This window comes from Bradyrhizobium sp. BRP20 (genome assembly GCF_020194215.1).
GTDB lineage: Bacteria > Pseudomonadota > Alphaproteobacteria > Rhizobiales > Xanthobacteraceae > Bradyrhizobium > Bradyrhizobium yuanmingense.
This window is the reverse complement of the sequence record NZ_JADYVY010000009.1, coordinates 1-24,840: the sequence shown is the minus strand read 5'-3', so window position 1 is coordinate 24,840 and position 24,840 is coordinate 1. Positions and strand designations below refer to the sequence as shown.

29 protein-coding genes are annotated in these 24,840 nt (G+C 65.0%); 7 read left to right on the top strand and 22 right to left on the bottom strand.

Annotation, left to right across the window (positions count from 1 at the left end):
• Nucleotide 1: 1 nt before the first annotated feature.
• From ybeY to I6F33_RS21375, 8 genes are all read right to left on the bottom strand, one after another.
• The gene (ybeY, locus tag I6F33_RS21410) at nucleotides 2–511 is read right to left on the bottom strand and encodes an rRNA maturation RNase YbeY (protein ID WP_225144083.1); all 510 of its coding nucleotides are present in this window, start codon (nucleotides 509–511) and stop codon (nucleotides 2–4) included.
• A 59-nt stretch (nucleotides 512–570) separates the two neighbouring features.
• The gene (locus I6F33_RS21405) at nucleotides 571–1,566 is read right to left on the bottom strand and encodes a PhoH family protein (RefSeq protein ID WP_225144082.1); all 996 of its coding nucleotides are present in this window, start codon (nucleotides 1,564–1,566) and stop codon (nucleotides 571–573) included.
• A gap of 64 nt (nucleotides 1,567–1,630) precedes the next feature.
• Nucleotides 1,631–3,025, bottom strand: a complete 1,395-nt coding sequence (gene miaB, locus I6F33_RS21400; protein WP_225144081.1) for a tRNA (N6-isopentenyl adenosine(37)-C2)-methylthiotransferase MiaB — start codon at nucleotides 3,023–3,025, stop codon at nucleotides 1,631–1,633.
• A gap of 188 nt (nucleotides 3,026–3,213) precedes the next feature.
• Nucleotides 3,214–3,894 carry an HAD family hydrolase gene (locus I6F33_RS21395; protein WP_036008953.1) on the bottom strand — a complete coding sequence of 227 codons (681 nt, stop codon included), beginning with the start codon at nucleotides 3,892–3,894 and terminating at the stop codon, nucleotides 3,214–3,216.
• A 5-nt stretch (nucleotides 3,895–3,899) separates the two neighbouring features.
• Nucleotides 3,900–4,355, bottom strand: a complete 456-nt coding sequence (locus I6F33_RS21390) for a Fur family transcriptional regulator (protein ID WP_225128085.1) — start codon at nucleotides 4,353–4,355, stop codon at nucleotides 3,900–3,902.
• A gap of 39 nt (nucleotides 4,356–4,394) precedes the next feature.
• Nucleotides 4,395–4,880: a ribosomal protein S18-alanine N-acetyltransferase gene (rimI, locus tag I6F33_RS21385; RefSeq protein WP_036008947.1), complete on the bottom strand. Its 486-nt coding sequence runs from the start codon at nucleotides 4,878–4,880 to the stop codon at nucleotides 4,395–4,397.
• Nucleotides 4,877–5,572, bottom strand: coding sequence for a tRNA (adenosine(37)-N6)-threonylcarbamoyltransferase complex dimerization subunit type 1 TsaB (gene tsaB / locus I6F33_RS21380; RefSeq protein WP_225144080.1), 696 nt, complete (start codon nucleotides 5,570–5,572; stop codon nucleotides 4,877–4,879). Before tsaB ends, rimI begins: the two co-directional genes overlap by 4 nt.
• Nucleotides 5,573–5,909: 337 nt before the next feature.
• A complete protein-coding gene (locus tag I6F33_RS21375; RefSeq protein WP_036008941.1) occupies nucleotides 5,910–6,551 on the bottom strand; it encodes a carbonic anhydrase in 642 nt (213 codons plus the stop codon).
• A 101-nt stretch (nucleotides 6,552–6,652) separates the two neighbouring features.
• On the opposite strand from I6F33_RS21375, the gene I6F33_RS21370 reads away from it, so the two are divergent.
• On the top strand, nucleotides 6,653–7,534 hold the full coding sequence (locus tag I6F33_RS21370; protein WP_036008938.1) for a CoA ester lyase: 882 nt from the start codon (nucleotides 6,653–6,655) through the stop codon (nucleotides 7,532–7,534).
• Between the two features lie 41 nt (nucleotides 7,535–7,575).
• Here the strand turns inward: I6F33_RS21370 and I6F33_RS21365 are convergent, their stop codons facing one another.
• Both I6F33_RS21365 and I6F33_RS21360 read right to left on the bottom strand, forming a co-directional pair.
• Nucleotides 7,576–8,448 (bottom strand): Crp/Fnr family transcriptional regulator, encoded by an 873-nt coding sequence (locus I6F33_RS21365; RefSeq protein ID WP_225144079.1) that lies wholly within the window; start codon nucleotides 8,446–8,448, stop codon nucleotides 7,576–7,578.
• Nucleotides 8,449–8,765: 317 nt separating this feature from the next.
• Complete coding sequence (locus I6F33_RS21360; protein ID WP_057026585.1) at nucleotides 8,766–9,521, bottom strand: SDR family NAD(P)-dependent oxidoreductase; 756 nt, start codon at nucleotides 9,519–9,521, stop codon at nucleotides 8,766–8,768.
• Between the two features lie 194 nt (nucleotides 9,522–9,715).
• On the opposite strand from I6F33_RS21360, the gene I6F33_RS21355 reads away from it, so the two are divergent.
• Both I6F33_RS21355 and I6F33_RS21350 read left to right on the top strand, forming a co-directional pair.
• Nucleotides 9,716–10,609 (top strand): AraC family transcriptional regulator, encoded by an 894-nt coding sequence (locus tag I6F33_RS21355; protein WP_036040800.1) that lies wholly within the window; start codon nucleotides 9,716–9,718, stop codon nucleotides 10,607–10,609.
• Between the two features lie 11 nt (nucleotides 10,610–10,620).
• Nucleotides 10,621–11,394, top strand: coding sequence for an N-acyl homoserine lactonase family protein (locus I6F33_RS21350; protein ID WP_225144078.1), 774 nt, complete (start codon nucleotides 10,621–10,623; stop codon nucleotides 11,392–11,394).
• A gap of 9 nt (nucleotides 11,395–11,403) precedes the next feature.
• Here the strand turns inward: I6F33_RS21350 and I6F33_RS21345 are convergent, their stop codons facing one another.
• The 4 genes from I6F33_RS21345 to I6F33_RS21330 all read right to left on the bottom strand — a co-directional run bounded on the left by I6F33_RS21345 (nucleotide 11,404) and on the right by I6F33_RS21330 (nucleotide 14,099).
• The gene (locus I6F33_RS21345) at nucleotides 11,404–11,823 is read right to left on the bottom strand and encodes a hypothetical protein (RefSeq protein WP_109145541.1); all 420 of its coding nucleotides are present in this window, start codon (nucleotides 11,821–11,823) and stop codon (nucleotides 11,404–11,406) included.
• A gap of 235 nt (nucleotides 11,824–12,058) precedes the next feature.
• Entirely contained in the window at nucleotides 12,059–12,844 is a 786-nt protein-coding gene (locus I6F33_RS21340) for a hypothetical protein (RefSeq protein WP_225144212.1), read from the bottom strand.
• A 79-nt stretch (nucleotides 12,845–12,923) separates the two neighbouring features.
• Complete coding sequence (leuD, locus tag I6F33_RS21335; RefSeq protein WP_057026583.1) at nucleotides 12,924–13,529, bottom strand: 3-isopropylmalate dehydratase small subunit; 606 nt, start codon at nucleotides 13,527–13,529, stop codon at nucleotides 12,924–12,926.
• Nucleotides 13,530–13,700: 171 nt separating this feature from the next.
• Entirely contained in the window at nucleotides 13,701–14,099 is a 399-nt protein-coding gene (locus I6F33_RS21330) for a metallopeptidase family protein (RefSeq protein ID WP_225144077.1), read from the bottom strand.
• Nucleotides 14,100–14,256: 157 nt separating this feature from the next.
• Here I6F33_RS21330 and I6F33_RS21325 point away from each other — a divergent pair, with 157 nt between their 5' ends.
• Both I6F33_RS21325 and I6F33_RS21315 read left to right on the top strand, forming a co-directional pair.
• Entirely contained in the window at nucleotides 14,257–14,532 is a 276-nt protein-coding gene (locus tag I6F33_RS21325) for a hypothetical protein (protein ID WP_225144211.1), read from the top strand.
• 474 nt (nucleotides 14,533–15,006) lie between these two features.
• A complete protein-coding gene (locus I6F33_RS21315) occupies nucleotides 15,007–15,546 on the top strand; it encodes a hypothetical protein (RefSeq protein WP_225144075.1) in 540 nt (179 codons plus the stop codon).
• Between the two features lie 118 nt (nucleotides 15,547–15,664).
• Here I6F33_RS21315 and leuC read toward each other — a convergent pair whose 3' ends face one another.
• The 6 genes from leuC to ffh form a co-directional block, all read right to left on the bottom strand.
• Nucleotides 15,665–17,071 carry a 3-isopropylmalate dehydratase large subunit gene (leuC, locus tag I6F33_RS21310; protein ID WP_036024581.1) on the bottom strand — a complete coding sequence of 469 codons (1,407 nt, stop codon included), beginning with the start codon at nucleotides 17,069–17,071 and terminating at the stop codon, nucleotides 15,665–15,667.
• A gap of 444 nt (nucleotides 17,072–17,515) precedes the next feature.
• Nucleotides 17,516–17,896 carry a 50S ribosomal protein L19 gene (gene rplS, locus I6F33_RS21305; RefSeq protein ID WP_036008895.1) on the bottom strand — a complete coding sequence of 127 codons (381 nt, stop codon included), beginning with the start codon at nucleotides 17,894–17,896 and terminating at the stop codon, nucleotides 17,516–17,518.
• Nucleotides 17,897–18,006: 110 nt separating this feature from the next.
• The gene (gene trmD / locus I6F33_RS21300) at nucleotides 18,007–18,762 is read right to left on the bottom strand and encodes a tRNA (guanosine(37)-N1)-methyltransferase TrmD (protein ID WP_225144074.1); all 756 of its coding nucleotides are present in this window, start codon (nucleotides 18,760–18,762) and stop codon (nucleotides 18,007–18,009) included.
• Between the two features lie 117 nt (nucleotides 18,763–18,879).
• Nucleotides 18,880–19,437, bottom strand: a complete 558-nt coding sequence (rimM, locus tag I6F33_RS21295; RefSeq protein WP_036008886.1) for a ribosome maturation factor RimM — start codon at nucleotides 19,435–19,437, stop codon at nucleotides 18,880–18,882.
• 9 nt (nucleotides 19,438–19,446) lie between these two features.
• Entirely contained in the window at nucleotides 19,447–19,779 is a 333-nt protein-coding gene (rpsP, locus tag I6F33_RS21290; RefSeq protein ID WP_025032875.1) for a 30S ribosomal protein S16, read from the bottom strand.
• Nucleotides 19,780–19,880: 101 nt separating this feature from the next.
• A complete protein-coding gene (gene ffh / locus I6F33_RS21285; protein ID WP_225144073.1) occupies nucleotides 19,881–21,431 on the bottom strand; it encodes a signal recognition particle protein in 1,551 nt (516 codons plus the stop codon).
• A 457-nt stretch (nucleotides 21,432–21,888) separates the two neighbouring features.
• Between ffh and I6F33_RS21280 the strand changes: the two genes are divergently transcribed.
• Both I6F33_RS21280 and I6F33_RS21275 read left to right on the top strand, forming a co-directional pair.
• Entirely contained in the window at nucleotides 21,889–22,953 is a 1,065-nt protein-coding gene (locus I6F33_RS21280; protein ID WP_225144072.1) for an MBL fold metallo-hydrolase, read from the top strand.
• A gap of 176 nt (nucleotides 22,954–23,129) precedes the next feature.
• The gene (locus tag I6F33_RS21275) at nucleotides 23,130–23,540 is read left to right on the top strand and encodes a hypothetical protein (protein ID WP_225135298.1); all 411 of its coding nucleotides are present in this window, start codon (nucleotides 23,130–23,132) and stop codon (nucleotides 23,538–23,540) included.
• Between the two features lie 88 nt (nucleotides 23,541–23,628).
• Here the strand turns inward: I6F33_RS21275 and I6F33_RS21270 are convergent, their stop codons facing one another.
• The gene (locus tag I6F33_RS21270) at nucleotides 23,629–24,333 is read right to left on the bottom strand and encodes an SIMPL domain-containing protein (protein WP_225144071.1); all 705 of its coding nucleotides are present in this window, start codon (nucleotides 24,331–24,333) and stop codon (nucleotides 23,629–23,631) included.
• Between the two features lie 5 nt (nucleotides 24,334–24,338).
• On the bottom strand, nucleotides 24,339–24,840 hold a 502-nt coding region (locus I6F33_RS21265; RefSeq protein ID WP_225144070.1), incomplete at its 5' end, for a GyrI-like domain-containing protein.

Here is a 24,840-nt window from a genome sequence, read left to right as displayed (position 1 = left end):
CTCAGTGCGTCCCCGGGCGGTCGGCATAGGGATCGGGGATGCCGAGATGGGCAAGGATCTCGGTTTCGAGCGCTTCCATCTCCTCGGCGTCTTCGTCGTTCTCGTGGTCGTAGCCGATCAGGTGCAGGAAGCCGTGCACGGCGAGGTGGCTCAGATGATGGTCGAACGGCTTGTGCTCCTCGTCCGCCTCGCGCCGCATGGACTCATAGGCGATCGCGATATCGCCGAGCATGCGCGGGGCATCGCCCGGCTTCCACGCGCCCTCCGGCTGCAGCGCCGGGAACGACAGCACGTTGGTCGGCTTGTCGATGCCGCGCCAGTTGCTGTTGAGCGTGCGGATGCCGGCATCATCGGTCAGCATCACGGCCACTTCGGCGTCGGCAACGTCCTCGTCGACGCTCTCGGCGGCCGCCGCCAGTGCGCGCTGGATCACGGCTTCAGAATCGGGCTCGCGCTGCCAGCAATCGGCGACGACGAGGACCTCGGTCATGGGAAGGTTGGAATGGGACATTGTGTTGTCTCGGACGAAGGGCGCCGTGCTCGCGCCCACTTTGGTCCGGTGTTGCCTCGTCAGGATTGACCGGTGGCCGGCCGCTGCGGCGGCCCTTCATAGGCGGCGACGATCCGCGCCACGAGCTCGTGGCGGATCACGTCCTCCGCCTTGAAATGAACCTGGGCGATGCCCTCGACGCCGCCCAGGAGGCGGGTCGCCTCGGCCAGGCCCGAGGTCTGGCCGTTCGGCAGGTCGATCTGGGAGGGATCGCCCGTCACGATCATGCGGCTGTTCTCGCCGAGACGCGTCAGGAACATCTTCATCTGCATCGACGTGGTGTTCTGGGCCTCGTCCAGGATGATGGCGGCGTTGGTCAGCGTGCGGCCGCGCATGAAGGCGAGCGGCGCGATCTCGATCTCGCCGGTCTGCAGCGCGCGCTCGACGATGCGCGCATCCATGAGGTCGTAGAGCGCATCGTAGATCGGCCGCAGATAAGGATCGACCTTCTCGCGGAGATCGCCGGGCAGAAAGCCGAGCCGCTCGCCGGCTTCCACCGCCGGGCGCGACAGGATGATCTTGTCGACCTCCTTGCGCTCGAACAGCTGCGCGGCATGCGCGACGGCGAGCCAGGTCTTGCCGGTGCCGGCGGGACCGATGCCGAACACCAGCTCGTGCCGCTTCAGCGCGCGGATGTAGGAATCCTGCGCGGCGGTGCGCGCCCGCACCGGACGCTTGCGCAAGTTGATGCTGTCGAAGGTCGATTTGGCCGATTTGGCGTCGAACTCGAACAGCGAGCCCTGCGCGATCACGGCGCGGATCGCGCCCTCGACCTCGCCCTGGTCGAGATCGTGCCCCTTCGCGGCCTGCGCGTAGAGCATCTCCAGCACGCGGCGCGCAGCGTCGCAGCCGTCGCGGGTGCCGCCGATTGTGATGTGGTTGCCCTTGGAATCGACGATGACGCCGAGCCGCCGCTCGATCTGCGCCAGGTGCTGGCCGTAGGGGCCGACCAGCGCGGAAGCGGCGCGGTTGTCGTCGAAGTCGATGACGACCTGGGTCTCGGGCGGAACTTGCATGTCGCGGTCAAATTTGCGGCTGGGAGCGAACGAAGACGAATCCGATGCGCTTTTGGGCAAGGGTTCAGGCTCCACTGGCTTGCGATAAAGCGGGCTCGCGCACCTTGCGCGGCGTCACGAGCTCGCCGAGAAAACTGTAGCGCTCGAGGCTGTCGATTCTGACGGGCAGGATCTGTCCGATGATGTCGGGCGCGGCCATTACGTGGGCGGGCTGGAGGTAGGCGGTGCGGCCCACGATCTGGCCCTCCTTGCGCGCCGGACGCTCGAACAGCACGTCGACCGTTGAGCCAATCGCGGCCTTGTTGAAGGCCGATTGCTGGCTGTCGATCAGTTCCTGGAGCCGCTCCAATCGCTGGTCCATCTCGGCGGGGGACACCGTCTCCTGCATGTCCGCGGCCGGCGTTCCCGGCCGGGCGGAGTATTTGAACGAATAGGCCGCAGCGTAGCCGATTTGCGTGACAAGCGCGAGGGTGGCGAGAAAATCTTGCTCGTTCTCGCCGGGGAAGCCGACGATGAAATCCGATGAAAAAGCAATGTCTTGGCGTGCGGTACGAAAACGGTCGATGACCCGCCGGTAATCATCGGCGGTATGTTTGCGGTTCATGGCCGCCAAAATGCGGTCCGAGCCCGACTGCACCGGCAGGTGCACGAACGGCATCAGGGCACCGAGGTCGCGATGGGCCGCGATCAGGCTGTCGTCGACATCGCGGGGGTGGCTGGTCGAATAGCGCAGCCGCGCGATGCCGGGAATCGCCGCCAGATGTTCGAGCAGCCGGCCGAGCGGCCAGGTTTTTCCGTCCGGCCCGTCGCCGTGATAGGCGTTGACGTTCTGCCCGATCAGCGTGAGCTCGCGCACGCCGTTGTCAGCGAGCCGCTTCACGTCCTCGACGATCTTCGCGACGGGGCGCGACACCTCTGCGCCGCGCGTATAGGGCACGACGCAGAAGGTGCAGAACTTGTCGCAGCCTTCCTGCACCGTGACGAAGGCGGAAATGCCACGCGCGCGGATCGCGTCCGGCTTCGGCTGGGCCAGGAAGCCGAACTTGTCCGCGGCGGGAAATTCGGTCTCGATCGCGCGGCCTTCGCCCTCGGCGCGCTTCAACAGCTCCGGCAGATGATGATAGCTCTGCGGTCCCACCACGACGTCGACGACAGGCGCGCGCCGCACGATCTCCTCGCCCTCGGCCTGCGCCACGCAGCCCGCCACCGCGATCTGCATCGCGCGGCCTGCACGCGCGGCCTCGTCCTTGGCGACGCGTAGGCGGCCGAGCTCGGAATAGACCTTCTCCGAGGCCTTCTCGCGGATATGGCAGGTGTTGAGGATGACGAGGTCGGCATCCTCCGCGCTCGCCGTCTCCACGAATCCTTCCGGGGCCAGCGTGTCCACCATGCGCTGGGCATCGTAGACGTTCATCTGGCAGCCATATGATTTGATGTGCAGCTTGCGCGGCGGCGTCATGGAACCCGAATGGAGCTGGAGGACGGCCCTCAGATATAGGCTGCAGGGCCGAAAATCCAGCGAATGGAGCCATTTCCGCCTGTCATTCCGGGGCGCGACGCAGTTGCGAACCCGGAATCCAGAGTTTTACTGCGAGATTCCGGGTTCACGCGCGTCGCGCGTGCCCGGAATGACGGTTCGAGGCAACATCAGCCCGCCAGAGCGTCCGCCGCGACCCGCCGGACCAGCTCGGGCAGCTGATGCATGTCGGCAAAGAGCAGGTCGGCGCCGGCCAGGCGCAAAGTTTCGGCATAGCCGTCGCGGCAATGGCTGCCCCCGTAAAAGCCGAAAACCGTCATGCCGGCGGCGCGGGCGCCGGCGATGCCGGCCAGACTGTCCTCGATCACGACGCAGCGCTCGGGCGGCACGCCCATTTGGCTCGCCGCGAACAGGAACAGGTCTGGCGCCGGCTTGCCGTTCTTCACCTGCGAGGCCGAGAAGATGTTTGGCGCGAGGCGCTCGTAGAGCCCGGTGCTCCCGAGGCTCACGCGCATCCGCTGATGCGAGCCGCTCGAGGCGACGCAGACGGCTTGCGTGACGACATCCAGCACATCGTGGATACCGCGGATCGCTTCGAGGTCGGCTTCGAATGCGCGAAACAGCTCGTCCTGGAGATCGCCGTGATAGGCCTCCGGCAGCTTGCGGCCAAGCTCGGTCTCGATCTCGAGATTGGCCTGCTTTGTCGAGCGGCCGAGGAAGCGCGCGAACACCTGCTCCGACGTGATCGGATAGCCGTGGCGCGTCAGCACGTCCGCATGCGCCCGGCAGGAGATCACCTCGCTGTCCACGAGCACGCCGTCGCAATCGAAGATGATGAGATCGATGGGCACTAAACTCAATTCGTCGGCTTGTCGTCGTCGAGCGGGACGCAATAGAGCTCGAGCCGGTGATCGACCAGGCGATAGCCGAGCTTGCGGGCGATCTCGGCCTGCAGCTTCTCGATCTCCTCGGAGGTGAACTCGATCACCTTGCCGTCGCGCAGATTGATGAGGTGGTCGTGATGGCTGTCGCGCATCTGCTCGTAACGCGCGCGGCCCTCGCGGAAATCGTGGCGTTCGATGATGCCGGCGTCCTCGAACAGCTTCACGGTGCGATAGACCGTCGAGATCGAGATCTTGTCGTCGACCGCAACGCAGCGCCGGTAGAGTTCCTCGACATCGGGATGATCAATCGCTTCGGCCAGCACGCGGGCGATGACGCGGCGCTGCTCGGTCATGCGCATGCCCGTTGCGGCGCAGCGCGCCTCGATCTCGGATGTCTTGGACACAGAAGAATGTTTCAGTGTGGTCATAGCGTTGTCTGCCTGGGCGGGCGCTTTCTGCCACCGATGTTACGACAAGTCACGCCGCATCAGAAGGGCGTTCAATTGTTCCCCGTTGGGCTGCTTATAGTAGCGATCGCGGCGTCCGACCACCACGAATCCGGCTCGATCGTAAAGCCGCCGCGCCGGCTGGTTGTTCTCCTCCACTTCCAGAAATATGGTGCGTACGCCGCGCCCGGCGAGGTGGCCGAGATGGGTCATCAGCAGCGTGCGGGAGAGGCCGCGGCCGCGATAAGCCCCGTCCACCGCGATCGAGAGAATCTCCGCTTCGTCCGCGCCGATCCGCGACACCGCAAAGCCGATCGTCTTGCGGCCGAGCCGCAAGCGATGCACCAGCGTGTTGCGCTCGCTCATCATGCTCTCGAACTCGCCTTCGCCCCAGCCGTGCGCGAACGAGGCGCCGTGAAGCTGCGCGAGGCGCGCGGCATCGCGCATGGTCGCGGGCTCGACGGCGGCGGTGCCGCCGCGCCACCACTCCGACAGCCATCCCATCATGAGGTCGCGGCTTGTGCTGCGAGCGGCGTCGATGCCGCCGGCTTGGCGTCGGGCGCTTTCAGATAGAACGGCCGCGCCGGATTGGTGTCGGGATTGGCCGCCGCACCGAGCCAGGCGACCCAGCTGATGTCGGGCGCGGGCTGCGCGTCGACCGCAACGGGCTGCGGTCCGTCCTTCGGCCAGCGACCTGCGAGGATCCCGGCGGCATTGCCGACCAGATGCGGCGCACCGAATTGCGAGGCCGCGATCGCAGCGTCGATGGAGGCGACAGCCGGCCGCACCAGCTGGCTGCCGTCGCCGGCGACGATCTGGAAATAGACGTGATCGTGCCGCGCATCGATCGCAGAGATCACCGGCGCCGTTCCGCTCTTGGCGACGACCCCAGCGGCATAGGCCGACAGCGTCGTCAGCCCGACCGCCGGCCGTTTCGCCGCAAGCGCAAGGCCCCGCGCCGCCGAGATGCCGACGCGCAGGCCGGTGAAGCTGCCGGGCCCGACCGTGACGGCGATGCGGTCGAGCGAGGTGAAGGAAAGGCCGGCCGATTGCATCACGCGCGCGATCATCGGCATCAGCGCCTCGGCATGGCCGCGCTTCATCAGCTGCGATTCCCGTGCGAGGAGCTCGCCGGCGTCGGTGTCGAGAACGGCGGCCGCGCAGGCTTCGAGCGCAGTATCGATGGCAAGGATCAGCATGATGGAGCAAATGGCGAGTGGCGAATGGAGAACACTCTAGCGAACCAGGCGCCTGTCCGCCATTCGTCAGGCAGGATTTGCACTTCCGATATGCCCTATTGCGCAAGGAGGGCTATCGCCTTGAGAGTTTTTCCCTGCGGCCATCCATCGAGACGCCCGCTTGGGCGGGCTCCTCAGGATGAGGGCGGAGTGCGCGGCAACAGTTTCAAGGAGCACTGACGCTGATTAGCCTCATCCTGAGGAGGCGCGTAAGCGCCGTCTCGAAGGACGAGGCGTGCGCGCAGGCCGCTGCCACAAATCATATGCGATAGCCCCGCATTTCGCTGGGTGGGCAGGATTATCCCTCGCGTGCGTTCCTGAATTCCTTGGTCGCCTTGTCCAGCACGAACAGCGATCCCTCCGCCACGCCGAAATAGGCGCCGTGGGTCTGCATCCGGCCGCTCTCCACGGCCTTGCGGACGAACGGGAAGGTCATCAGGTTTTCCAGGCTGCGGAACACGGCGGCCTTCTCGATGCGCTCGACGAATTGCGCCATGGTCTCGTGCTCGCGCTGCTCCACAACCTCGCCCGGCTTGATGAACATCTGCATCCAGCGGCCGATGAAATCGCCGGGCGTGAGCGGCTCGATCTTGTCGATGAAGGCGCGGATGCCGCCGCATTGGGCGTGGCCGAGCACCACGATGTGCTTCACCTTCAGCACTGTCACCGCAAACTCCAGCGCTGCCGAGACGCCGTGCGCGCCTTCGTCAGGCTGATAAGTCGGCACCAGATTGGCGATGTTGCGGACGACGAAGAGCTCGCCCGGCCCCGCGTCGAAGATCACCTCGGGGGAGACCCGGGAGTCACAGCAGCCGATCACCATGGTCTCAGGCGACTGCCCTTTGACAGAGAGCTCACGGTAGCGGTTCTGCTCGGTCGGCAGCCGCTGGGTGGCGAAGGCCTTGTAGCCTTCCAGCAAGTGCGTCGGGAATGTCGTCATGGCCCATGCCTAATCACATACCGCCAAGGCCGACAAGCCTTTCGAATGGGCAGGCCAAATGCTATCGGCTGGGGGACGACAGACCAGGAAGGAACGCCAGCATGACCCGCCCGCGCCGCAGCCATCTGTTCATGCCCGGCTCCAACCCGCGCGCGCTGGAAAAGGCGCGCAATCTCGCCGCCGACGGCCTGATCCTCGATCTCGAGGATTCCGTCGCCCCGGAGGCCAAGGCGGCGGCGCGCGACGGCATTGCGGCGGCGATCGCCGCCAAGGGTTTTGGCAGGCGCGAGGTCCTGATCCGGACCAACGGCCTCGATACGCCCTGGTGGCCGGATGACGCCGCCATGGCCGCTAAGGCCTCGCCGGACGGCATCCTGGTTCCAAAAGTTTCAAGCGTCGAGGATCTCGACGCCATCGGCCGCAAGCTGGCCGAGCTCGGCGCCGCGCCGACCGTCAAGGTCTGGGCCATGATCGAGACCGCGCGCGCCGTGCTGCATGCCGAGGAACTGGCCGCCGCCGGCCGCGATCCTTCGCGCCGTCTCTCGGGCTTCGTGTTCGGCCCGAACGACATCTCGCGCGAGACGCGGATCAGGATGCTGCCGGGCCGCGCCGCGATGATCCCGATGATCACCCATTGCATCCTGGCGAGCCGCGCGCACGGCCTCGAGATCCTCGACGGCCCCTACAGCGACATCGCAAATTCCGACGGTTTCGCCACCGAATGCGCGCAAGGCCGCGATCTCGGCTTCGACGGCAAGACGCTGATCCACCCCTCCCAGATCGACGCTTGCAACGCCATCTTCACCCCGCCGGAGGAGGAAGTCGCCCGCGCGCGAAAAATCATCGCGGCGTTCGAACTGCCGGAGAACGCCTCGCGCGGCGCGATCCGCCTGGATGGTGCGATGGTGGAACGCCTGCACGCCGACATGGCCCGGCGCACGATCGCGATTGCGGACGCGATCGCTGCGATGGGGAAGGGCTGAGGCGCGAGATCCACTTCTCCACGCGCCGCAGGTTTTGCACTCTATCGTCCCGCCCGCGAAACGGCTTTGAATTCACCGCCTGCTCCGTGGGAGGCGGCGATGGCGCTTTGCCGGAACCGCGCATCGGCAGGCTGGGGCGCCGCCAATTCCTGGCAATACATTCGATCGATCGTGCGCTGCATGAGCGCATAGCAATCGCATGCGATCCTCTCGAGCCGCGACCGATGGATCTCGACAAACCCGCGCCGCTCGGACGGGATGGCGCCGGCCTCGCGTAGCTTGCTCATCGTCAAAGTCACCGTCGTCCGCCGGACCCCAACCAGTTGCGCCAGCGCCTCCTGCGTCACCGGAAGCAGGTCCTCGGGAACGCGGTCGTGAAGCTGCAGGAGCCACCGCGCCATGCGGCCATCCACCCGGTGCAGCGCGTTGCAAGCGGCGACATGCTGGAGCTGCAGCAACACGGCGCGGGCGTGGACCTGCACGACATTCCTGATCGCTGCGCTTTGCACATGGGCAGCGCGAAATTTGGCGGCGGAAATCACCGATGCAGTGCCGGCTGTGCGAGCAATCGCGGTCACGGATGAGGGCGAGGGGCCGAGCACGGAGAACGAGGCCAAAGCGCCTTCGCGTCCCATCAAGCTGGTCGCGACCGTTTGCCCGTCCGGCATATCGAGCATGAAGGCGATCGCGCCGCTATGGGGAAAATAGACGGGGTCGAGTTCGTCGCCCGATCGCACCAGGACGGCATCGGGTTCGAACGAGACCTTCTGGAAGTGGGGCGTCAGCAAAGCGAGATCCGCCGGCGGCAGCGCCGCCAATAGCCGATTCCCGATGCCCTTGCGGTGGGCAGTCACGGTGTCCTCTGTTGAACGAGCACCCAACGAACGACGGGAATCATCTGTTTCATTCGCCATGATTATCCGAAATGCGAATTGCGGAACGGCAGCGATCCAAACAGAGCTAATAGTCGAGATCAAGCACGGATATTTGCGGTGAGCTTTCCCGCATCCTCGCCGCGCAAACAGTCATACTATTTACGCTCGTTGCCATCCGACGATGCGCACAAGCGAAAGCTCTGCTGTACGCTGCCATCAGCGGTCCGGCAGATGGTCGGGTCTTTCTCGGTGACGGTAGCGGTGACGAAATCGCGGATGCGATCGCGGTGATGCGGAAGGGCTGAGGGCTCGCGCACTCCGTCGCGTCGCGACGGAGTGCGCCAATGCCGCCGCACTCAGATCGTCTGGCCGCCGGACACCTCGATGCGCTGGGCCGTAACCCAGCGATTCTCCGGACCGAGCAGGCTCGCGACCATCGGCCCGATGTCGTCGGGCACACCGACGCGGCCAAGCGCGGTCATTTGCGCGAACTGCTTGTTCAAATCCGGCATGTCGCGGACGGCGCCGCCGAGGAAGTCGGTCTCGATCGCGCCCGGCGCTACGACGTTGGCGGTGATGCCGCGTTCGCCGAATTCTTTTGCCATGTAGACGGTCAGAACCTCGATGGCGCCCTTGGCGGCGGCATAGGCCGAGAAGCCGGGGAAAGACACGCGCGTCAGCCCGCTCGAGAAGTTGACGATCCGGCCATTGTCGCCAAGCAGCGGCAGCAAGGCCTGCGTCAGAAAGAACGGCCCTTTGACATGGGTGTCGAAGAGCGCGTCGAACTGCTGCTCCGTCGTCTCGGCCAAGGTGGCCATTTCGCCCTGGCCGGCATTGTTGACGAGATGATCGAACTTGTCGGCGTGCCAGTGCTCCGCCAGCGCCGACGCGACTTTTGCGGCGAACGCCGGAAAGGTCGATACGGAGGTGACGTCGAGCTGGAGCGCGACCGCTTTTCGGCCGAGCGCCTCGATCTCGGTGACGACCTCGCGGGCGGCGGCGGCGCCGCTGCGATAGGTCACGATGACGTCGCCGCCGTGACGCGCGATGGCGATTGCGGTATTGCGGCCAAGGCCCCGGCTGGCGCCGGTGACGAGCGAAATGGTGGGCATTTGAGGCTTCCTCGTGAAGTTTCGGTGGGGCCTTTCTGCCTGTGATCGAGCATCCGGTGTTGCCGGATGCTCCGATCGTCTTGCCCAATCCTCCAGGAATGCGGCCGGCGGCAGCCTTGCCTGAAACTCCCGTCTTCTTGCCCGATCGCCTCTCGGCAATTGCCCGCATGCATGGCGCGGCCTAGATTGGGCCCGTGACCGAAACGCTGCTCCAGATCGCCAGCCGTTACGCCGCAGCTCACGCCGACGGCAAAGGCCTTGCGTCCACGCCTTTCGCCGGCATCTCGATCATTCGTGAGACCGCGCCGAGCGCGCTCCAATTTGCGATCTCCAAGCCGCTGGTCGCTTTGGTGCTGCAAGGTGCCAAGCGTGTTGCGGTCGGCGCCACGTCGTTCGACCTGGGTGCGGGCGATTCGCTGGTGATCTCGAGCGACGTGCCGACGGTCAGCCAGATCACGCGCGCCACAGCCGCGGTGCCCTATTTGTCGCTCGTCGTCGAGCTCGATCCCATCGTCATCGAGGGGCTGGTCGTCGAGATGGGGGCCGCGCCTTATGTTCCGTCGCAGCCGCTTCGGGTCGAGCCAGCGGAGCGGGATGTGAGCGATGCGGCGCTGCGGTTGTTGCGCCTGATCGATCGGCCCTCGTCCGCCTCAATTCTCCAGAGCCAAGTGCTGCGGGAGCTGCATTATTGGCTATTGGCCGGTCGGCACGGTGGTGCCATCAGGGCGCTCGGTATGGCCGACAGCCATGCGCAGCGGATCGGCCGTGCGGTTGCGATCATTCGCGCCGACTATGCCAAGCCTTTGCGTGTCGACCGGCTCGCCAAGGCCGCGGGGATGAGCCACTCGGCCTTTCACCTGCACTTTCGCAGCATCACGTCGCTGACCCCGCTTCAGTTCCAGAAGCAGCTGCGTCTGATCGAGGCGCGCCGCACCATGCTGGCCGATGGCGCAAGCATCGCGACCGCCTCTCATCGGGTCGGCTACGAAAGCGTTACGCAGTTCACGCGGGAATATTGCCGATTGTTCGGCATGCCGCCTGGGCGCGACATGCGCGAGGCGAAGCGGCGCGTCGAATCGGCGGCTTGAAGAGCTCTCACATGGCGACGATCGACCGGATCTACATCCTCGACGGAGGCATTGCTGAGGTCGAAGACGGCTCGATCTATTCTCCCGGCATCAATGTCGGCATTCCCATGGCGTTGAGCTGCAATGCCTATCTCATCCGTCACCGCGGCGAGTGGCTGATCTGGGATACGGGAATAGCAGATGAGCTGGCGAAGTATCCGGAAGGGCGCATCATCGCACACGGCATACGCGGCATCGTGCGTCGTCCCATCGCGGACCAATTGGATGAAATCGGGGTGCGGCCCCGCGATATCGGCACGATCCTCCTCTCTCACGCGCATTTCGATCATATCGGAAATGTCGACCTGTTCGAAAACGCAAGATGGATCGCTCAACGGGCCGAGTTCGAAGCCATGTTCGGACCTGACCCCGACGAGTTCGGCTACTCACTGCCGCACTACGAGGCGTTGCAGGAGCGGCCTTTCGAGATTGTCGATGGCGACCACGACCTATTTGGCGACGGCGCGGTGCGCATGATCTTCACGCCCGGCCATACTCCCGGGCATTGCTCGCTGCTGGTGAAGCTGCCGCGGCGCGGCGCCGTGCTGCTGAGCGGTGACGTCGCGCACAACCGGGAGAACCTCCGGCACATGCGCGTGCCGTCGTTCAATGCCGACCCGCAGGCGACGGTTGCGTCGATGGCCAAGGTGGTCGAGCTGCTACGCGTCGAGAACGCCGAAATCTGGATCAATCACGATACGGCGCAAAGCCAAGGAATGGCTTACGCGCCGAAATGGATCGAGTAGCGCAATGCCTCACCGCGGCACGAGGTCGGCACGCTCGAGCGTCTCCAGGGTCGAGGCGTTGGCGCAATAGCCGTGGTAATTCTCCGCGGCGGTGCCCTCAGTGAGATCGCGGTCGCACTGTCCCTTGTGATTGCAGAGCGAGCAGACCCGCTCGAGGTCGCGGAGCAGCAGCGGCTGCGCGCGGCCGAGCGCCTCAGTGCTGATGCCGAGCTGTTCGAGCATCTTCGGCAGCTCGTCGGCGGCGTGCCGGCCATGACGGACCAGCTCCTCCAGATCGTCCGGCGCGATCCTGAGATCATTGGCGATCCGGTCGAAATCGGCGCGGTCGAGCTGCCGCATTTCGTTGATCTCGCGGCGGTGCTTCACCCAGTTCGCGAAGGACTCGATGAGATCCTGGACGATGGGGTAGGGCCTGGTTGCGGTGCTCATGGAAAGCTCCATTCGGACGGTCGGAATTGGAGCGAGATAAGCACAATGATGCAGAAGCGCGTTGCGCTGGATCAAACAGGAAAGAGCGGGGTTGCCAACCTCTCCCGCTTGCGGGAGAGGTCGCGCCGAAGGCGCGGGTGAGGGCTCTTTCCTCTGGGGGATTGTCCCATTGCAGAGACCCTCTCCCCGACCCTCTCCCGCAAGCGGGAGAGGGAGCGCACCTCCTGCGCAGCAGCTACCTGAATCTCTCCGCCGCCCAGGCATACAGGCTGCCGGGAATCGGCTTCTCGCCGCCGCGTCCCTTCGGCGAGATGTGCAGGCCGATGATGGCGGGGTCGGTGACCAGGCCAAGATAGCTCGAGGGATCGAAGAACAGCTTTGGCTCGGCATGCACGGCGTAGAACGATTGCTTCGGCAATGCGTTCTGCAGCTCGCCGGCACGGCGCGCGAGCGCGGTGAGCGCCGCGGGCCCGTAGATCGCGACGCGAATATCGGCGAGCCGGTTCGAGCCGCCGCGCAGGCGGCGCATCATGAAGGTGATGCGATGGCGCACGGACAGCCAGTTCGGCGTCAGCTCCTCCTGCTCCATCAGCTCTTCGAAGGCGGCAACGATGCCGTGCGTGGGCGGCAGATAGAGCACGGAATTGCCGAGCTGGCGCGGCCGCTCCCAGGCGAAGTAGGGTTTTGCCGGATCGATCTCGACCGGCCTCAACAACAGCACGTCGGCATCCAGCCAGAGGCCGAGGCCCTTCGCCATCAGCTTCATGCGGAAGAAGTCGCTGAATTGCAGAATGGTCCAGTCGCGCCAGCTGCCGTCCGGCTGCGGCGGCCGCAGGCGTTCGGAGAACGCATGCGGCAGGATCGCCTCGGCCTCGGCATTCGCGACGCCGGCCGGCAATCCGGGAATAGTGTCGAAGCTGTAGACCGTGACCTTGTGCCCGGCAGCCAATTGCGAGCGCAGACAGGTCTGGCGCAGCGCATCCATCGGGCCATGCCAGAAGGTGACGATCTCGGGCAGCATGCGGGAAGTCATAAGGGATAATCAGAACAAAGAAAAAGCCCCGGCGCTTGCGGCACCGGGGCTCAACAAAAACTTGCGATCAGGCCCAGGCGCGTTCGCGCTTGAGCTTGTCCTCGTACGAGTCGATCGAGGCCTTCTTCTCCATGGTGAGGCCGATGTCGTCGAGGCCGTTGATCAGGCAGTGCTTGCGGAACGGGTCGATCTCGAACTTGACCTTGCCGCCGTCGGGGCCGCGGATCTCCTGGTTCGGCAGGTCGATCGTCAGCGTCGCATTGGCGCCGCGCTCGGCGTCGTCGAACAGCTTGTCGAGGTCCTCTTGGGTGACGCGGATGGGCAGAATGCCGTTCTTGAAGCAATTGTTGTAGAAGATGTCGCCGAACGAGGTCGAGATCACGCAGCGGATGCCGAAGTCGAGCAGCGCCCAGGGCGCGTGCTCGCGGCTCGAGCCGCAGCCGAAATTGTCGCCGGCGACCAGCACCTTCGCGTTGCGATAGGCGGGCTGGTTGAGCACGAAATCCGGATTCTCGCTGCCGTCGTCCTTGTAGCGCTGCTCGGAGAAGAGCCCCTTGCCAAGGCCGGTGCGCTTGATGGTCTTGAGGTACTGCTTCGGAATGATCATGTCGGTGTCGACATTGATGATCTTCAGCGGCGCCGCGACGCCTTCCAGCGTGGTGAACTTGTCCATGGTTGCGCTTTCCCGCACGTGGTTCAGGGAACCGGCTATTTATCGCGATCGGGCCGGAAATCCTAGGCCGAATTCGGCAGATCTAATCTGCCGTAGGGGGTTTGAAGCCGAACTGGCGCGGCATCGGAATTTCACCTCTCCCCGGTGGGGGAGAGGTGGACCGAGAGCGTCCTACTCCGCCTTAGCCTCGATCGCGGCCATATCGTCGTCCGACAGACCAAAATGGTGGCCGATCTCGTGGATCAGGACATGGCGGACGATGTGGCCGAGGCTTTCATCGTGCTCGGCCCAATAATCCAGGATCGGGCGGCGGTAGAGCCAGATCATGTTGGGCAGCCGTGCCACGTCGCCAAAGCTCTGCTGGGGCAGGCCGACGCCCTGGAACAGGCCGAGCAGGTCGAACTCGCTCTCGCATTCCATCTCGTCCAGGACCTCCTCGGTCGGGAAGTCCTCGACGCGGACGATCACGCCCGCGCAAAGCTTGCGAAATTCCGCCGGCAGGCGCTCGAACACGTCGTGAGCCATCGCTTCCATTTCGGCCAGCGAAGGGGCTTTTAATTCCGTCCACATGAGCACCTCTTAGCGCGGGTTTCCCGCTGATGCATCTGGCTTTATAAGCGCGGCGAGGTTGACGGGCGCCGCCAAAACGGGGAGCGTGGGGCCCTCAAACGGGACGTTTCAGGCGGGCGGGAAAATGCGAGCGAAAACAGCGCTGGTTCTACTGTGCATGGGGTTGTTTTCGCAGCTTTGCGTCGGCGCCGAGGCGCAGGCCGCCAGTTCCGGACTCCGGATGGCCCAACTGGTCTCGCCGGACGATGTCCCCCCGCCGCGCAAGCGGCCGCGCCTGCGCATCACGCCCTATTACAGCCCGGACGGCGTCTATCCCCGCTACAATCCCGGCCCCGACGCGGTCCGGGTCTGCAACGCCACCTATGTGCAGGAGTACCGGCCGAGCGGCACGGTGATCGTGCCGCGCGTGAGCTGCTACTGGCGCCGGGGCTGACTTCGCGGCGACCTCGTGAGGGTGTGATGGCGAGATGGATCGCATGGGCCTTTGCCGTCGCGCTGGCCACTGGGCTGCCTCGCGCATCCGCCGCGCCAAGGGCGGCGGTCCCGGAGGCATCGGCGGGAATCGCGGTTTTCGATGTGCGACGACACGCGCGAACCTATGACATCGCACGGCCTGCCATACGCCGCGATCCGCGCTACTACGCGCGGCCTGTCTACTATCGTCCCTATCCCTACGGCGTGCCGGCACCGTTTGTGTTCACCTACGGCCCCTTCTGGTAAGGCGCCGCTTTGGCGGCCGGCTTTGCGATCGCGCGAGGCACGGCGTCGCATCGCGGCGCCGCGCCTTGTTCATTCATGGCGCGTTCACATCGCTGTCCGCAACTTGATCCCGGGAGCGACCGCAATTGAACGGCAATGGCGCGGCGGAGACGTCGCAGCTCTGCCGTCCGGATTCAGGGAGGATTCCATGCTCAGGATGTTGGGCCGCCGGGTCGGCTCGGTGCGCTTGCTCGGGCTTGCGGCCGCCGCGACGCTGATGCTGTCGGCCGGCAGCGCGCGTCGCGCTGAAGCGCTCACCTTGATCAATCCGGCGACGTCGCCGATGACGAAGGCCGCGACCGACGATCTCGTCACGCAGGTTCGCCGTGGCGGGCACGGCGGACATGGCGGCGGGCATTTTCACGGCGGCGGTTTTCGCGGCGGCGGCGGGCATATCGGCCGCGGTTTCCACGGCGGTGGCTTCCGCGCCGCGCCGGCCTTTCACCACAGACATGTCGGCATCCATCGCCATGGCGGCTTTCGCCACGGCGGATATGGCGGGGTCCACCGGCACTGGGGCCATCACCGCCCCCATTTCCGGCATCGTCACTTCTACCGGCCCTATTATGTCGGCGGCTACTATCCTTCCTACTCTTATCCGCGCCGCTGCCGGATCATCTGGACCTATTACGGCCCGCGCCGCGTCTGCCACTGGCCGCGGTGGCACTATCCGTACCGCTATTGGTGACGTGAGTGAGTGCCGTCATTTTGGCCATGACGTGTCCTCGCGAAACCGTCGCGAGGACATCGTCGGCGCCGTCGATTAACGACGCTTTGCCGCGATCGCTACAATTGCAGGGACCAGCTTAGCGCCAGTCCCTGACGTCGACGAAGTGGCCCGCGATCGCCGCCGCTGCCGCCATCGCCGGCGACACCAGATGGGTGCGACCCTTGAAACCCTGGCGGCCTTCGAAATTGCGGTTTGAGGTCGAGGCGCAGCGCTCTTCCGGCTTCAGCTTGTCCGGGTTCATCGCAAGGCACATCGAGCAGCCCGGCTCGCGCCATTCAAAGCCGGCCTTGATGAAGATCTTGTCGAGACCCTCGGCTTCGGCTTGCTCCTTCACGATGCCGGAGCCCGGCACGACCATGGCATTGACGTTCGCCGACACGGTCTTGCCTTCGGCGATCTTCGCCGCGGCCCGCAGGTCCTCGATGCGGCCGTTGGTGCAGGAGCCGATGAAGACGCGGTCGAGCTTGATGTCGGTGATCTTCGTGCCCGCCGTCAGGCCCATATATTTCAGCGCGCGATGCTTGGAGATGCGCTTGGCCTCGTCCGCGATCTTATCAGGATCGGGCACGATACCGGTGACAGAAATCACGTCTTCAGGCGAGGTGCCCCAAGTCACGATCGGCGGCAGCTTTGCGGCATCGAGGCGCAGCTCGTGGTCGAAATGCGCGCCGTCATCGGAGCGCAACTTCTCCCAGTAGCGCATCGCCGCGTCCCAGGCCGCGCCCTTCGGAGCCTTCGGGCGATCACGCAGGAAGTCGAACGCCTTCTGGTCGGGCGCGACCAGGCCAGCGCGCGCGCCGCCTTCGATCGACATGTTGCAGACCGTCATGCGGCCTTCCATCGAGAGCGCACGGATCGCTTCGCCGGCATATTCCAGCACGTAGCCGGTGCCGCCCGCGGTGCCGATCTCGCCGATGATGGCCAGGATGATGTCCTTGCCCGTCACGCCATCCGGCAATTTGCCGTCGACGGTGACGCGCATGTTCTTGGCCTTCTTCTGGATCAGCGTCTGCGTCGCCAGCACGTGCTCGACCTCGCTGGTGCCGATGCCGTGCGCGAGCGCGCCGAACGCGCCATGCGTCGAGGTGTGGCTGTCACCGCAGACGATGGTGGTGCCGGGCAGCGTAAAGCCCTGCTCGGGGCCGATGACGTGGACGATGCCCTGGCGCTTGTCGAACTCGTTGTAATATTCGATGCCGAACTCCTTGGCGTTTTCGGCCAGCGCCTTGATCTGCTCGATGCTTTCAGGGTCGGGATTCGGCTTGGTGCGGTCGGTGGTCGGCACGTTGTGGTCGACGACGGCGAGCGTCTTCTCGGGCGCATGGACCTTGCGCCCCGTGGCGCGCAGGCCTTCGAACGCCTGCGGCGAGGTCACCTCGTGCACCAGATGGCGGTCGATATAGAGCAGGCAGGTGCCGTCCTCGGCTTCGTGCACCAGATGGTCGTTCCAGATCTTGTCGTACAGGGTGGTCGGCTTGGACATGAGCTTGAGCTCCGAAGAATGTGTGTCAGCGATGAGCGCGGCAGAGCGCGCGGGCAACAAAATCGTCAGCGCAGCCTTCAGGCTGCGCGGCTAAGCTCTGACGTTGCCGAGGTCGCGAAGCGTCCGAAGAACCGGCCAGGCAGCCGCGAGCGATCGTCGATGACGATGCGCTGGATGCGGGCGAAGCTGGTCAGATCTGGAAACATTCTAGAAGCTATATAGCACGCACCGGTAAAAGCGCGAGAGTTTCAGCTCGTCATTGCGAGCCACCGGGTCCGCGCGTAGCGCGGCCCGATGACGGGCTCCGCGAAGCAATCCAGAAATGCATCTGCGGAGGCAGTCTGGATTGCTTCGTCGCAAGGGCTCCTCGCAATGACGGTCAGGCAAACAAAAAGCGCGGAGCCGAGCCCCGCGCTTTCGAAAGACCTGCCTGGTGGCGAAAGCTTACTCGCCGACGGCAGCAGCGCGGTCCTGCTTCTCGACGATGCGGGCCGACTTGCCGCGAAGATTGCGGAGATAATAGAGCTTGGCGCGACGCACCTTGCCGCGGCGCACCACCTTGATCGAGTCGATCATCGGGGAGAGCAGCGGGAACACGCGCTCGACGCCCTCGCCATAGGAGATCTTGCGCACGGTGAAGCTCTCGTTGAGGCCACCGCCGGAACGGCCGATGCAGACGCCCTCATAGGCCTGCACGCGGGTGCGGTCGCCTTCGACGACCTTCACGTTGACGATCACGGTGTCGCCGGGGGCGAATTCCGGGATGTCCTTGCCGGCCGACAGCTTGTCGAATTGCTCCTGCTCGAGCTGCTTGATCAGGTTCATGGGTAAATCTCCATCGGCGCGCCCAGCCCTGGAAACGGGGGGCTGCGCAAAATTCGTCTATCCAGCCATTGCGGATTTGGCCGCTCCTATAAGGCAAGCCGGAGCGTTTGTCACCCGTCTGTCTTGGTTTTTGGCGTTTTTTGGCCGCTCCCCCGATTCGCGGCCTTTTCCCACAAATCCGGGCGCCGGGCGGCCGTCAGGGCCTCGGATTTGGCCCGCCGCCAGGCGGCCACCTTGGCGTGGTCGCCGGAGGTGAGGACAGCAGGGATCGGAACCCCCTCGAACAGCTGCGGGCGGGTGTATTGGGGGTACTCCAGCAGGCCGTCCGAAAAGCTTTCCTCGGTTCCGGAGGCTTCCTTGCCCATCACCCCCGGCAGCAGCCGGACGCAGGCGTCGATCAGGGCTAAAGCTGCGATTTCGCCCCCGGACAGCACGTAATCGCCGATCGAGACCTCCTCCAGGCCGCGCGCGTCGATCACCCGCTGGTCCACCCCCTCGAACCGCCCGCAGACGATCAGGGGGCCGGGGCCTCGGGCGAGCTCGACCACCCGTGCCTGGGTCAATGGCCGACCCCGCGGGCTCATGAGCAGGCGTGGCCGCGCTTTTGTCGGGTCTTGCCCGATCTCGGCAGCATCGATCGCCGCGGCCAGAACGTCCGCCCGAAGCACCATGCCCGGCCCGCCGCCGGCCGGGGTGTCGTCGACGCTGCGGTGGCGGTCGGTCGCGGACGCCCGGATGTCGCGAGCCTCGATCTGCCAGAGCCCGGACGCGAGCGCCCGGCCGGCGAGGCTCACGCCGAGCGGCCCCGGAAACATCTCCGGAAACAGCGTCAGCACCGTCGCGCGCCAGGGTGAGGGATTGGTCATTGCATCCTAGTCTCGTCGTCCCGGGGCGCGCAAAGCGCGAGCCCGGGACCCATAACCACCGCAGCCCGTTTTGCGATGGCTGGAGCGATCAGCTTAGCGAAAAATTCCGGCCTGTGGTTATGGGTCCCGGCCTTCGCCGGGACGACTCGCGGAAGAAGCTTCGTCACGATCCTCCCCCTCGATCTCCTGCGGCAACGCGATCACGACGCGGCCGCCTTTGAGGTCGACTTCCGGCACCACCGCGTTGGAGAACGGCAGCAGCATCGTCGGGCCCTTGAGCGGCGCGATCTCGATGATGTCGCCGGCGCCGAAATTATGGATCGCGAGCACGCGGCCGAGCGCATCGCCATCAGTTGTGACGGCGGCGAGCCCGATCAGATCGGTGTGGTAATATTCGTCCTCGTCCGTCGCGGGCAGTTTTTCGCGCGCGACGTAGAGCTCGATGCCGTTGAGGCGCTCGGCCTCATCGCGGGTCACGACACCCTTGAATGTCGCGACCAGATGATCTTTGGCCTCGCGCACCTGCGCGATTTCGAACTGGCGCCTGCCGTCCTTGGTCGACAGCGGACCGTAGCGGCGGACGGCAAAGGGATCCTCGGTGAAGGTCCACAGCTTGACCGCACCGCGCACACCATGCGCGGCGCCGATCCGCGCGACGCAGACCAGCGCCGACATGATCCGGCCTTACGCCTTGGCGGCGGCTTCGGCCTGCGCCTTGCGCTCCTTGCGCGGCACGGCCTTCTCAGGGTTGTTGCGCGCTTCGCGCTTCTTGACGCCGGCGGCATCGAGGAAACGCGCGACGCGGTCCGACGGCTGCGCGCCCTTGGCGAGCCAGGCCTTCACCTTGTCCATGTCGAGCTTGAGGCGGGTCTCGTTGTCCTTCGGCAGCAGCGGATTGAAATGGCCGAGACGCTCGATGAAGCGGCCATCGCGCGGAAAGCGCGAATCGGCGACGACGACGTGATAGACGGGACGCTTCTTGGTGCCTGCACGGGCGAGGCGGATAACGACGGACATTCAGTTCTCCTTGAAAGTGTGGTTTTGCAAAGTACGTTTTGTTCGGTCGATTGGTATTCCGCGTCGCCTGAGATGCTGATGATCCCCGCGCGACGAATTCCTCATTTCTTCTTGCCGGGGAAACCGCCGAGGCCCGGCAGCGTCGGCTTGCCGCTCAGCCCGGTTAGTCCCGGAAGGTTCGGTAGGCCTTGGCGAAGACCGGGCGGCAGATCCTTCGGCAGATTCGGCAGGCCTTGTCCGCCGCCCGCGCCTTGCATCTTCTCCTGCAGCGCCTTCATCTCTTCGGGCGAGGGCATCTTCATGCCGCCGCCGAAGCCCATCGCCTGCGCGATGCCGGCGAGCGGGCCGCGCTTGCCCGAGCCCATGGCCTTCATCACGTCGGCCATGTTCCGGTGCATCTTCAGCAGCTTGTTGACGTGCTCGACGCTCTGGCCGCTGCCGGCCGCGATGCGCTTCTTGCGGCTGGCCTTCAAGAGGTCCGGATGACGCCGCTCATCGCGCGTCATGGAATCGATGATCGCGACCTGACGCTTCAGGATCTTGTCGTCGATGCCGGCCGCCGCGATCTGGTTCTTCATCTTGGAGATGCCGGGCATCATGCCCATCAGCCCGCTGATGCCGCCCATGTTGGCCATCTGCAGCAGCTGCTCGCGCATGTCGTTGAGGTCGAACTGACCCTTGCGCATGCGCTCGGCGGTGCGTGCGGCCTTCTCGGCGTCGATATTGGCGGCGGCGCGCTCCACCAGCGAAACCACGTCGCCCATGCCGAGGATGCGGCCTGCGATACGATCGGGGTGGAAGTCCTCCAGCGCGTCGGTCTTTTCGCCGGTGCCGATCAGCTTGATCGGCTTGCCGGTGACGGCGCGCATCGACAGCGCGGCACCGCCGCGGCCGTCGCCGTCAACGCGTGTGAGCACGATGCCGGTGAGGCCGACGCGCTGGTCGAACGAGCGCGCCAGATTCACGGCGTCCTGGCCGGTGAGCGAGTCCGCGACCAGCAGCACTTCGTGCGGGTTGGCCGCCGCTTTGATGGCAGCGGCTTCCGCCATCATCTCTTCGTCGAGCGTGGTACGGCCGGCGGTGTCGAGCAGCACGATGTCGTAGCCGCCGAGCTTGCCGGCTTCCAGCGCACGTTTCGCAATTTGCGGCGGCTGCTGGCCGGCAACGATTGGCAAAGTGGGAATGTCGAGGTCGCGGCCGAGCACGGCCAGCTGTTCCATCGCCGCCGGGCGGTAGACGTCGAGCGAGGCCATCAAGACCTTGCGCTTGTCGCGCTGGACCAGGCGGCGGGCGAGCTTGGCGGTGGTGGTGGTCTTACCGGAGCCCTGCAGGCCGACCATCATGATCGGCACCGGCGGCACGGAATTGACGTCGATGGTCTGGCCTTCGGCGCCCAGCGTGTTGACCAGCTCGTCATGGACGATCTTCACCACCATCTGGCCGGGGGTGACCGACTTGACGACTGTGGCGCCGATCGCCTGTTCGCGCACGCGCTCGGTGAAGCTGCGCACGACTTCCAGCGCGACGTCGGCCTCCAGCAGCGCGCGGCGCACCTCGCGCATCGCGGCGTCGACGTCCTTTTCGGTCAGCGCACCGCGCCCCGTCAGACGATCGAGAATGCCACCAAGCCGTTCCGACAGATTGTCGAACAATGCCGTTGTCCTGTTGCTGTCTTCCCGACGGGAAGAGCGCTCCGTTACTCACCGCTGTCATGCCCCGGCTTGACCGGGGCATCCAGTACGCCGCGGCACCTCGGTTCCAGCCGAGCCGCCCCTGGAATACTGGATCGCCCGATCAAGTCGGGCGATGACCACTTCCTTGGATAAGCGATCTTCCAAACACCTTTGCGCCCGAGGGCGCACAGCGCTGTCGGGCGTTGACCTCCGGCCTCGAGGCCGGTCGGCGGGTCGAAAAGAAAGCCTTTCCGAGAAAGTGGCGGGGTTAAACGCCGCTCCCGCTCAAAAGTCAAGGAAAGTTAGGATGTCGGCCCGCCCTTGGTAAGGCAAGGTTTTGAAAACGTGATCCTTTTGTCGCAGGTTCCTTTTCCGCCAGCCCCGCCCATATAGGCGGTGATGTCTTACCCCTCCGACCATCTCTAGAAGTCCGCCCGTGCCGGTCACCCGCCGCCGCCTTTTTGGATTGCTTGCCGGAGCCGGTGCGCTGGTCGGCGTCCCCTCCCTCTGGATGTCCAGCATGAAAACCTATGACGGTCCCGCCTCCGACCATTTCGATGGCCTGACCTTCTTCGATCCGGACGGGGCGCCGCCGAAATCGCTGCGCGAGGTGCTGCGCTGGCAGCTCGGCGGCAAGCGGCAGCGGGCGACCTGGCCGGACTGGGCCCCCAGCCCACACGCCGACACCCCGCCGGCGCGTGTCGACGGCGACAAGGTGCGGCTCTCGTTCGTCGGTCATGCCAGCTGGCTGATCCAGGCCGGCGGCCTCAACATCCTCATCGATCCGGTCTGGTCGGAGCGGGTCTCGCCGGTCGCCTTCGCCGGGCCGAAGCGGCACAACGACCCCGGCATCGCCTTCGAGAAGCTGCCGAAGATCGACGTCGTGCTGGTCTCGCACGGCCATTACGACCATCTCGACATCGCGACGCTGTCGCGGCTCACCAAGAATTTCGCCCCGCGCGTCGTCACCCCGCTCGGCAACGACGTCACCATGCGCAGCTGGGATTCCACGATCAAGGTGGAAGCGTTCGACTGGCACGACCGCGTCGAGCTCGGCGAAGGCGTCGCGGTGCATTTAGTGCCGACAAGGCACTGGACCGCGCGCGGCCTGTTCGACCGCAACAAGGCGCTGTGGGCGAGCTTTGTCCTGGAGACGCCGGCCGGGAAGATCTACGTGGTCTGCGATTCCGGCTACGGCGATGGCCGCCATTTCCGCCGCGTCGCCGAGAAGCACGGCAAGCTGCGCCTGGCGATCCTCCCGATCGGCGCCTACGAGCCGCGCTGGTTCATGCGCGACCAGCACATGAACCCCGAAGATGCGGTGAAGGCGCTGGCCGATTGCGGCGCCGAGCAAGCGCTCGGGCATCACCACGGCACGTTCCAACTGACGGACGAAGCGATCGACGCGCCGGCGATAGCGCTGGTCGAGGCGCTGGATGCCGCGAAGATTCCGCAGGAAAGATTCGTGGCGATGCTGCCGGGGCAGGTGGTGGAGATTTAGGTCGTGTATCCATAAACCCGGCGGCTTGATGCGACGAAAGCAATGTCCGTTTTGCTCCCATTGCGGCAGGTGCGTGCGGTTCTGCGCCGTTGAACCAGAAAGCCCATGACGCAACAAAGCACCATGGATTTCTTTTGGTCGGAAGACCTTTATTAATCGATGGATGGAGCCGGCCCGTGGGATTTTTGCTGAGAATTGTGCTTGCAACCGCTCTCGTGAACCTTGCTCCGGCCGTCGCCCAGGCGAAGAACGCCGTCGCTTCTCCTGCCTTGCAGAAGGAATTCGATGGCTTCATCGAGAAGTTTCGCGCGGCGCTGAAGGCAAACGATTCCGCCGCCGTCGCCGGTATGACACGATTGCCATTCATGAACGACAACGCAATTCGCGACGCCGCTCAATTTGGCGCCAAGACCTATCGGACCTCGTTCACGGCGAGAAATCGCGCGTGTATCCAGCGCGGCAAGGCCGTCTACGATCGCGATGACTATAAGAACGACAGTTACTTCGTCTTCTGCGGCGAGCTCATCTTCGTCTTTACCAAGACGCCGGCGGGGTTCCTTTTTACTGATATCAGCGTGAATGATTGATCGGGCAACGATGCTATCCCTGCCGCCGGACGTATGATCGGGTCGTCGGCCCATTGGTATTGCGACGATGCGCCTCTTACGAAAGCGGCTACTGCCCCGGCTTGATCGCCCAGCTCACATTCACCGTCACCGTCAGCGTCTCCTCGCCCGGCGCGACCGCGGCCTGTGGGGCTGCGGCCATCCGTTCGGCCATGCGGCCCTTGAACAGCGGCACCGGGCCGCCGCCCTCGGTGACGCTGAGCGGCGCGCCCAGCGTCACACCGGCAGCCTTCGCGTAAATCTCCGCCTTGCGCCGCGCGTCGGCCACCGCCTGCTCGCGCGCATCATCCAGCAGCTTCGAGGCCTGCGTCACCTCGAACGAGATGTTGCCGATGTCGTTGGCGCCGGCGCTGACGAGCGTGTCGATGATGCCGGCCACCTTGGTCACGTCGCGGATCTTGACGGTGACGCGGTTGCTGGCGCGGAAGCCGACGACCGGGGATGCGCCGGTGGATTTGTTCTGGCCGTATTGCGGCTGCAGCGACAGCCGCGAGGTCTGGTAATCCTTCTCGGCGATGCCTGCGCTCTTCAGCGCCAGCAGCACCTTGCCCATCGCGGCGTTGTTGGCATCGGAGGCCTCTTTCGCTGTCTTGGCGTCGTTGGCGACGCCGGCATCGATTTGCGCGAGATCGGGCGCCGCGGACACGGAGGCTTCGCCGCTCACCGAGATCGCGGAGGGAAAATCCTCGGCGCGCGCGGGCGCGGCGAGCAGTGTGGTGGCGAGGACGGCGGCAAGTAGGGCAGGCTTTTTCATCAGTCTCACTTCAGTGGCACGAAAACATTGATCACGAGCTTGTCCTCGGACGTCTTTAGGGGATCGGTGAGGTACTCCTCGATAAAGGTGTCCTTGGCTTCCAGCCTCTTGTCGTCGAGATGATTGGTGATCGCCTCATACGTATTGTCCATGTTGTCGTAGGAGCCGCGATGGACGAATTTCAGCGCCTTGCCTTCAGGCGATTTGCCGATGCTCATGTCCTTGGGCAGGTTCTTCGGGTCCTGATCGACCGGGATCTGGGCAAGAAAGGTGAAGCCGGTATCGTCCGTCGAGGTGTAGACGATCATCGAATTGCCCGATGGCTTGATGCCCTGCTTGTCGAGCAGCGTGTTCAACGCCTTGAAGGCGTCGATCAGCGTGTCGAAGGCGGAGTCCCAATTGGCGGTGCCCTTGACCATCACGACCTTCTTCGGCTCGAGCGTGGTCTCGAGGCCAAAGGGATCGGCGGCCTGAACCGGGGCGGGGGTCGCGGCGGCGGCCGGGGGC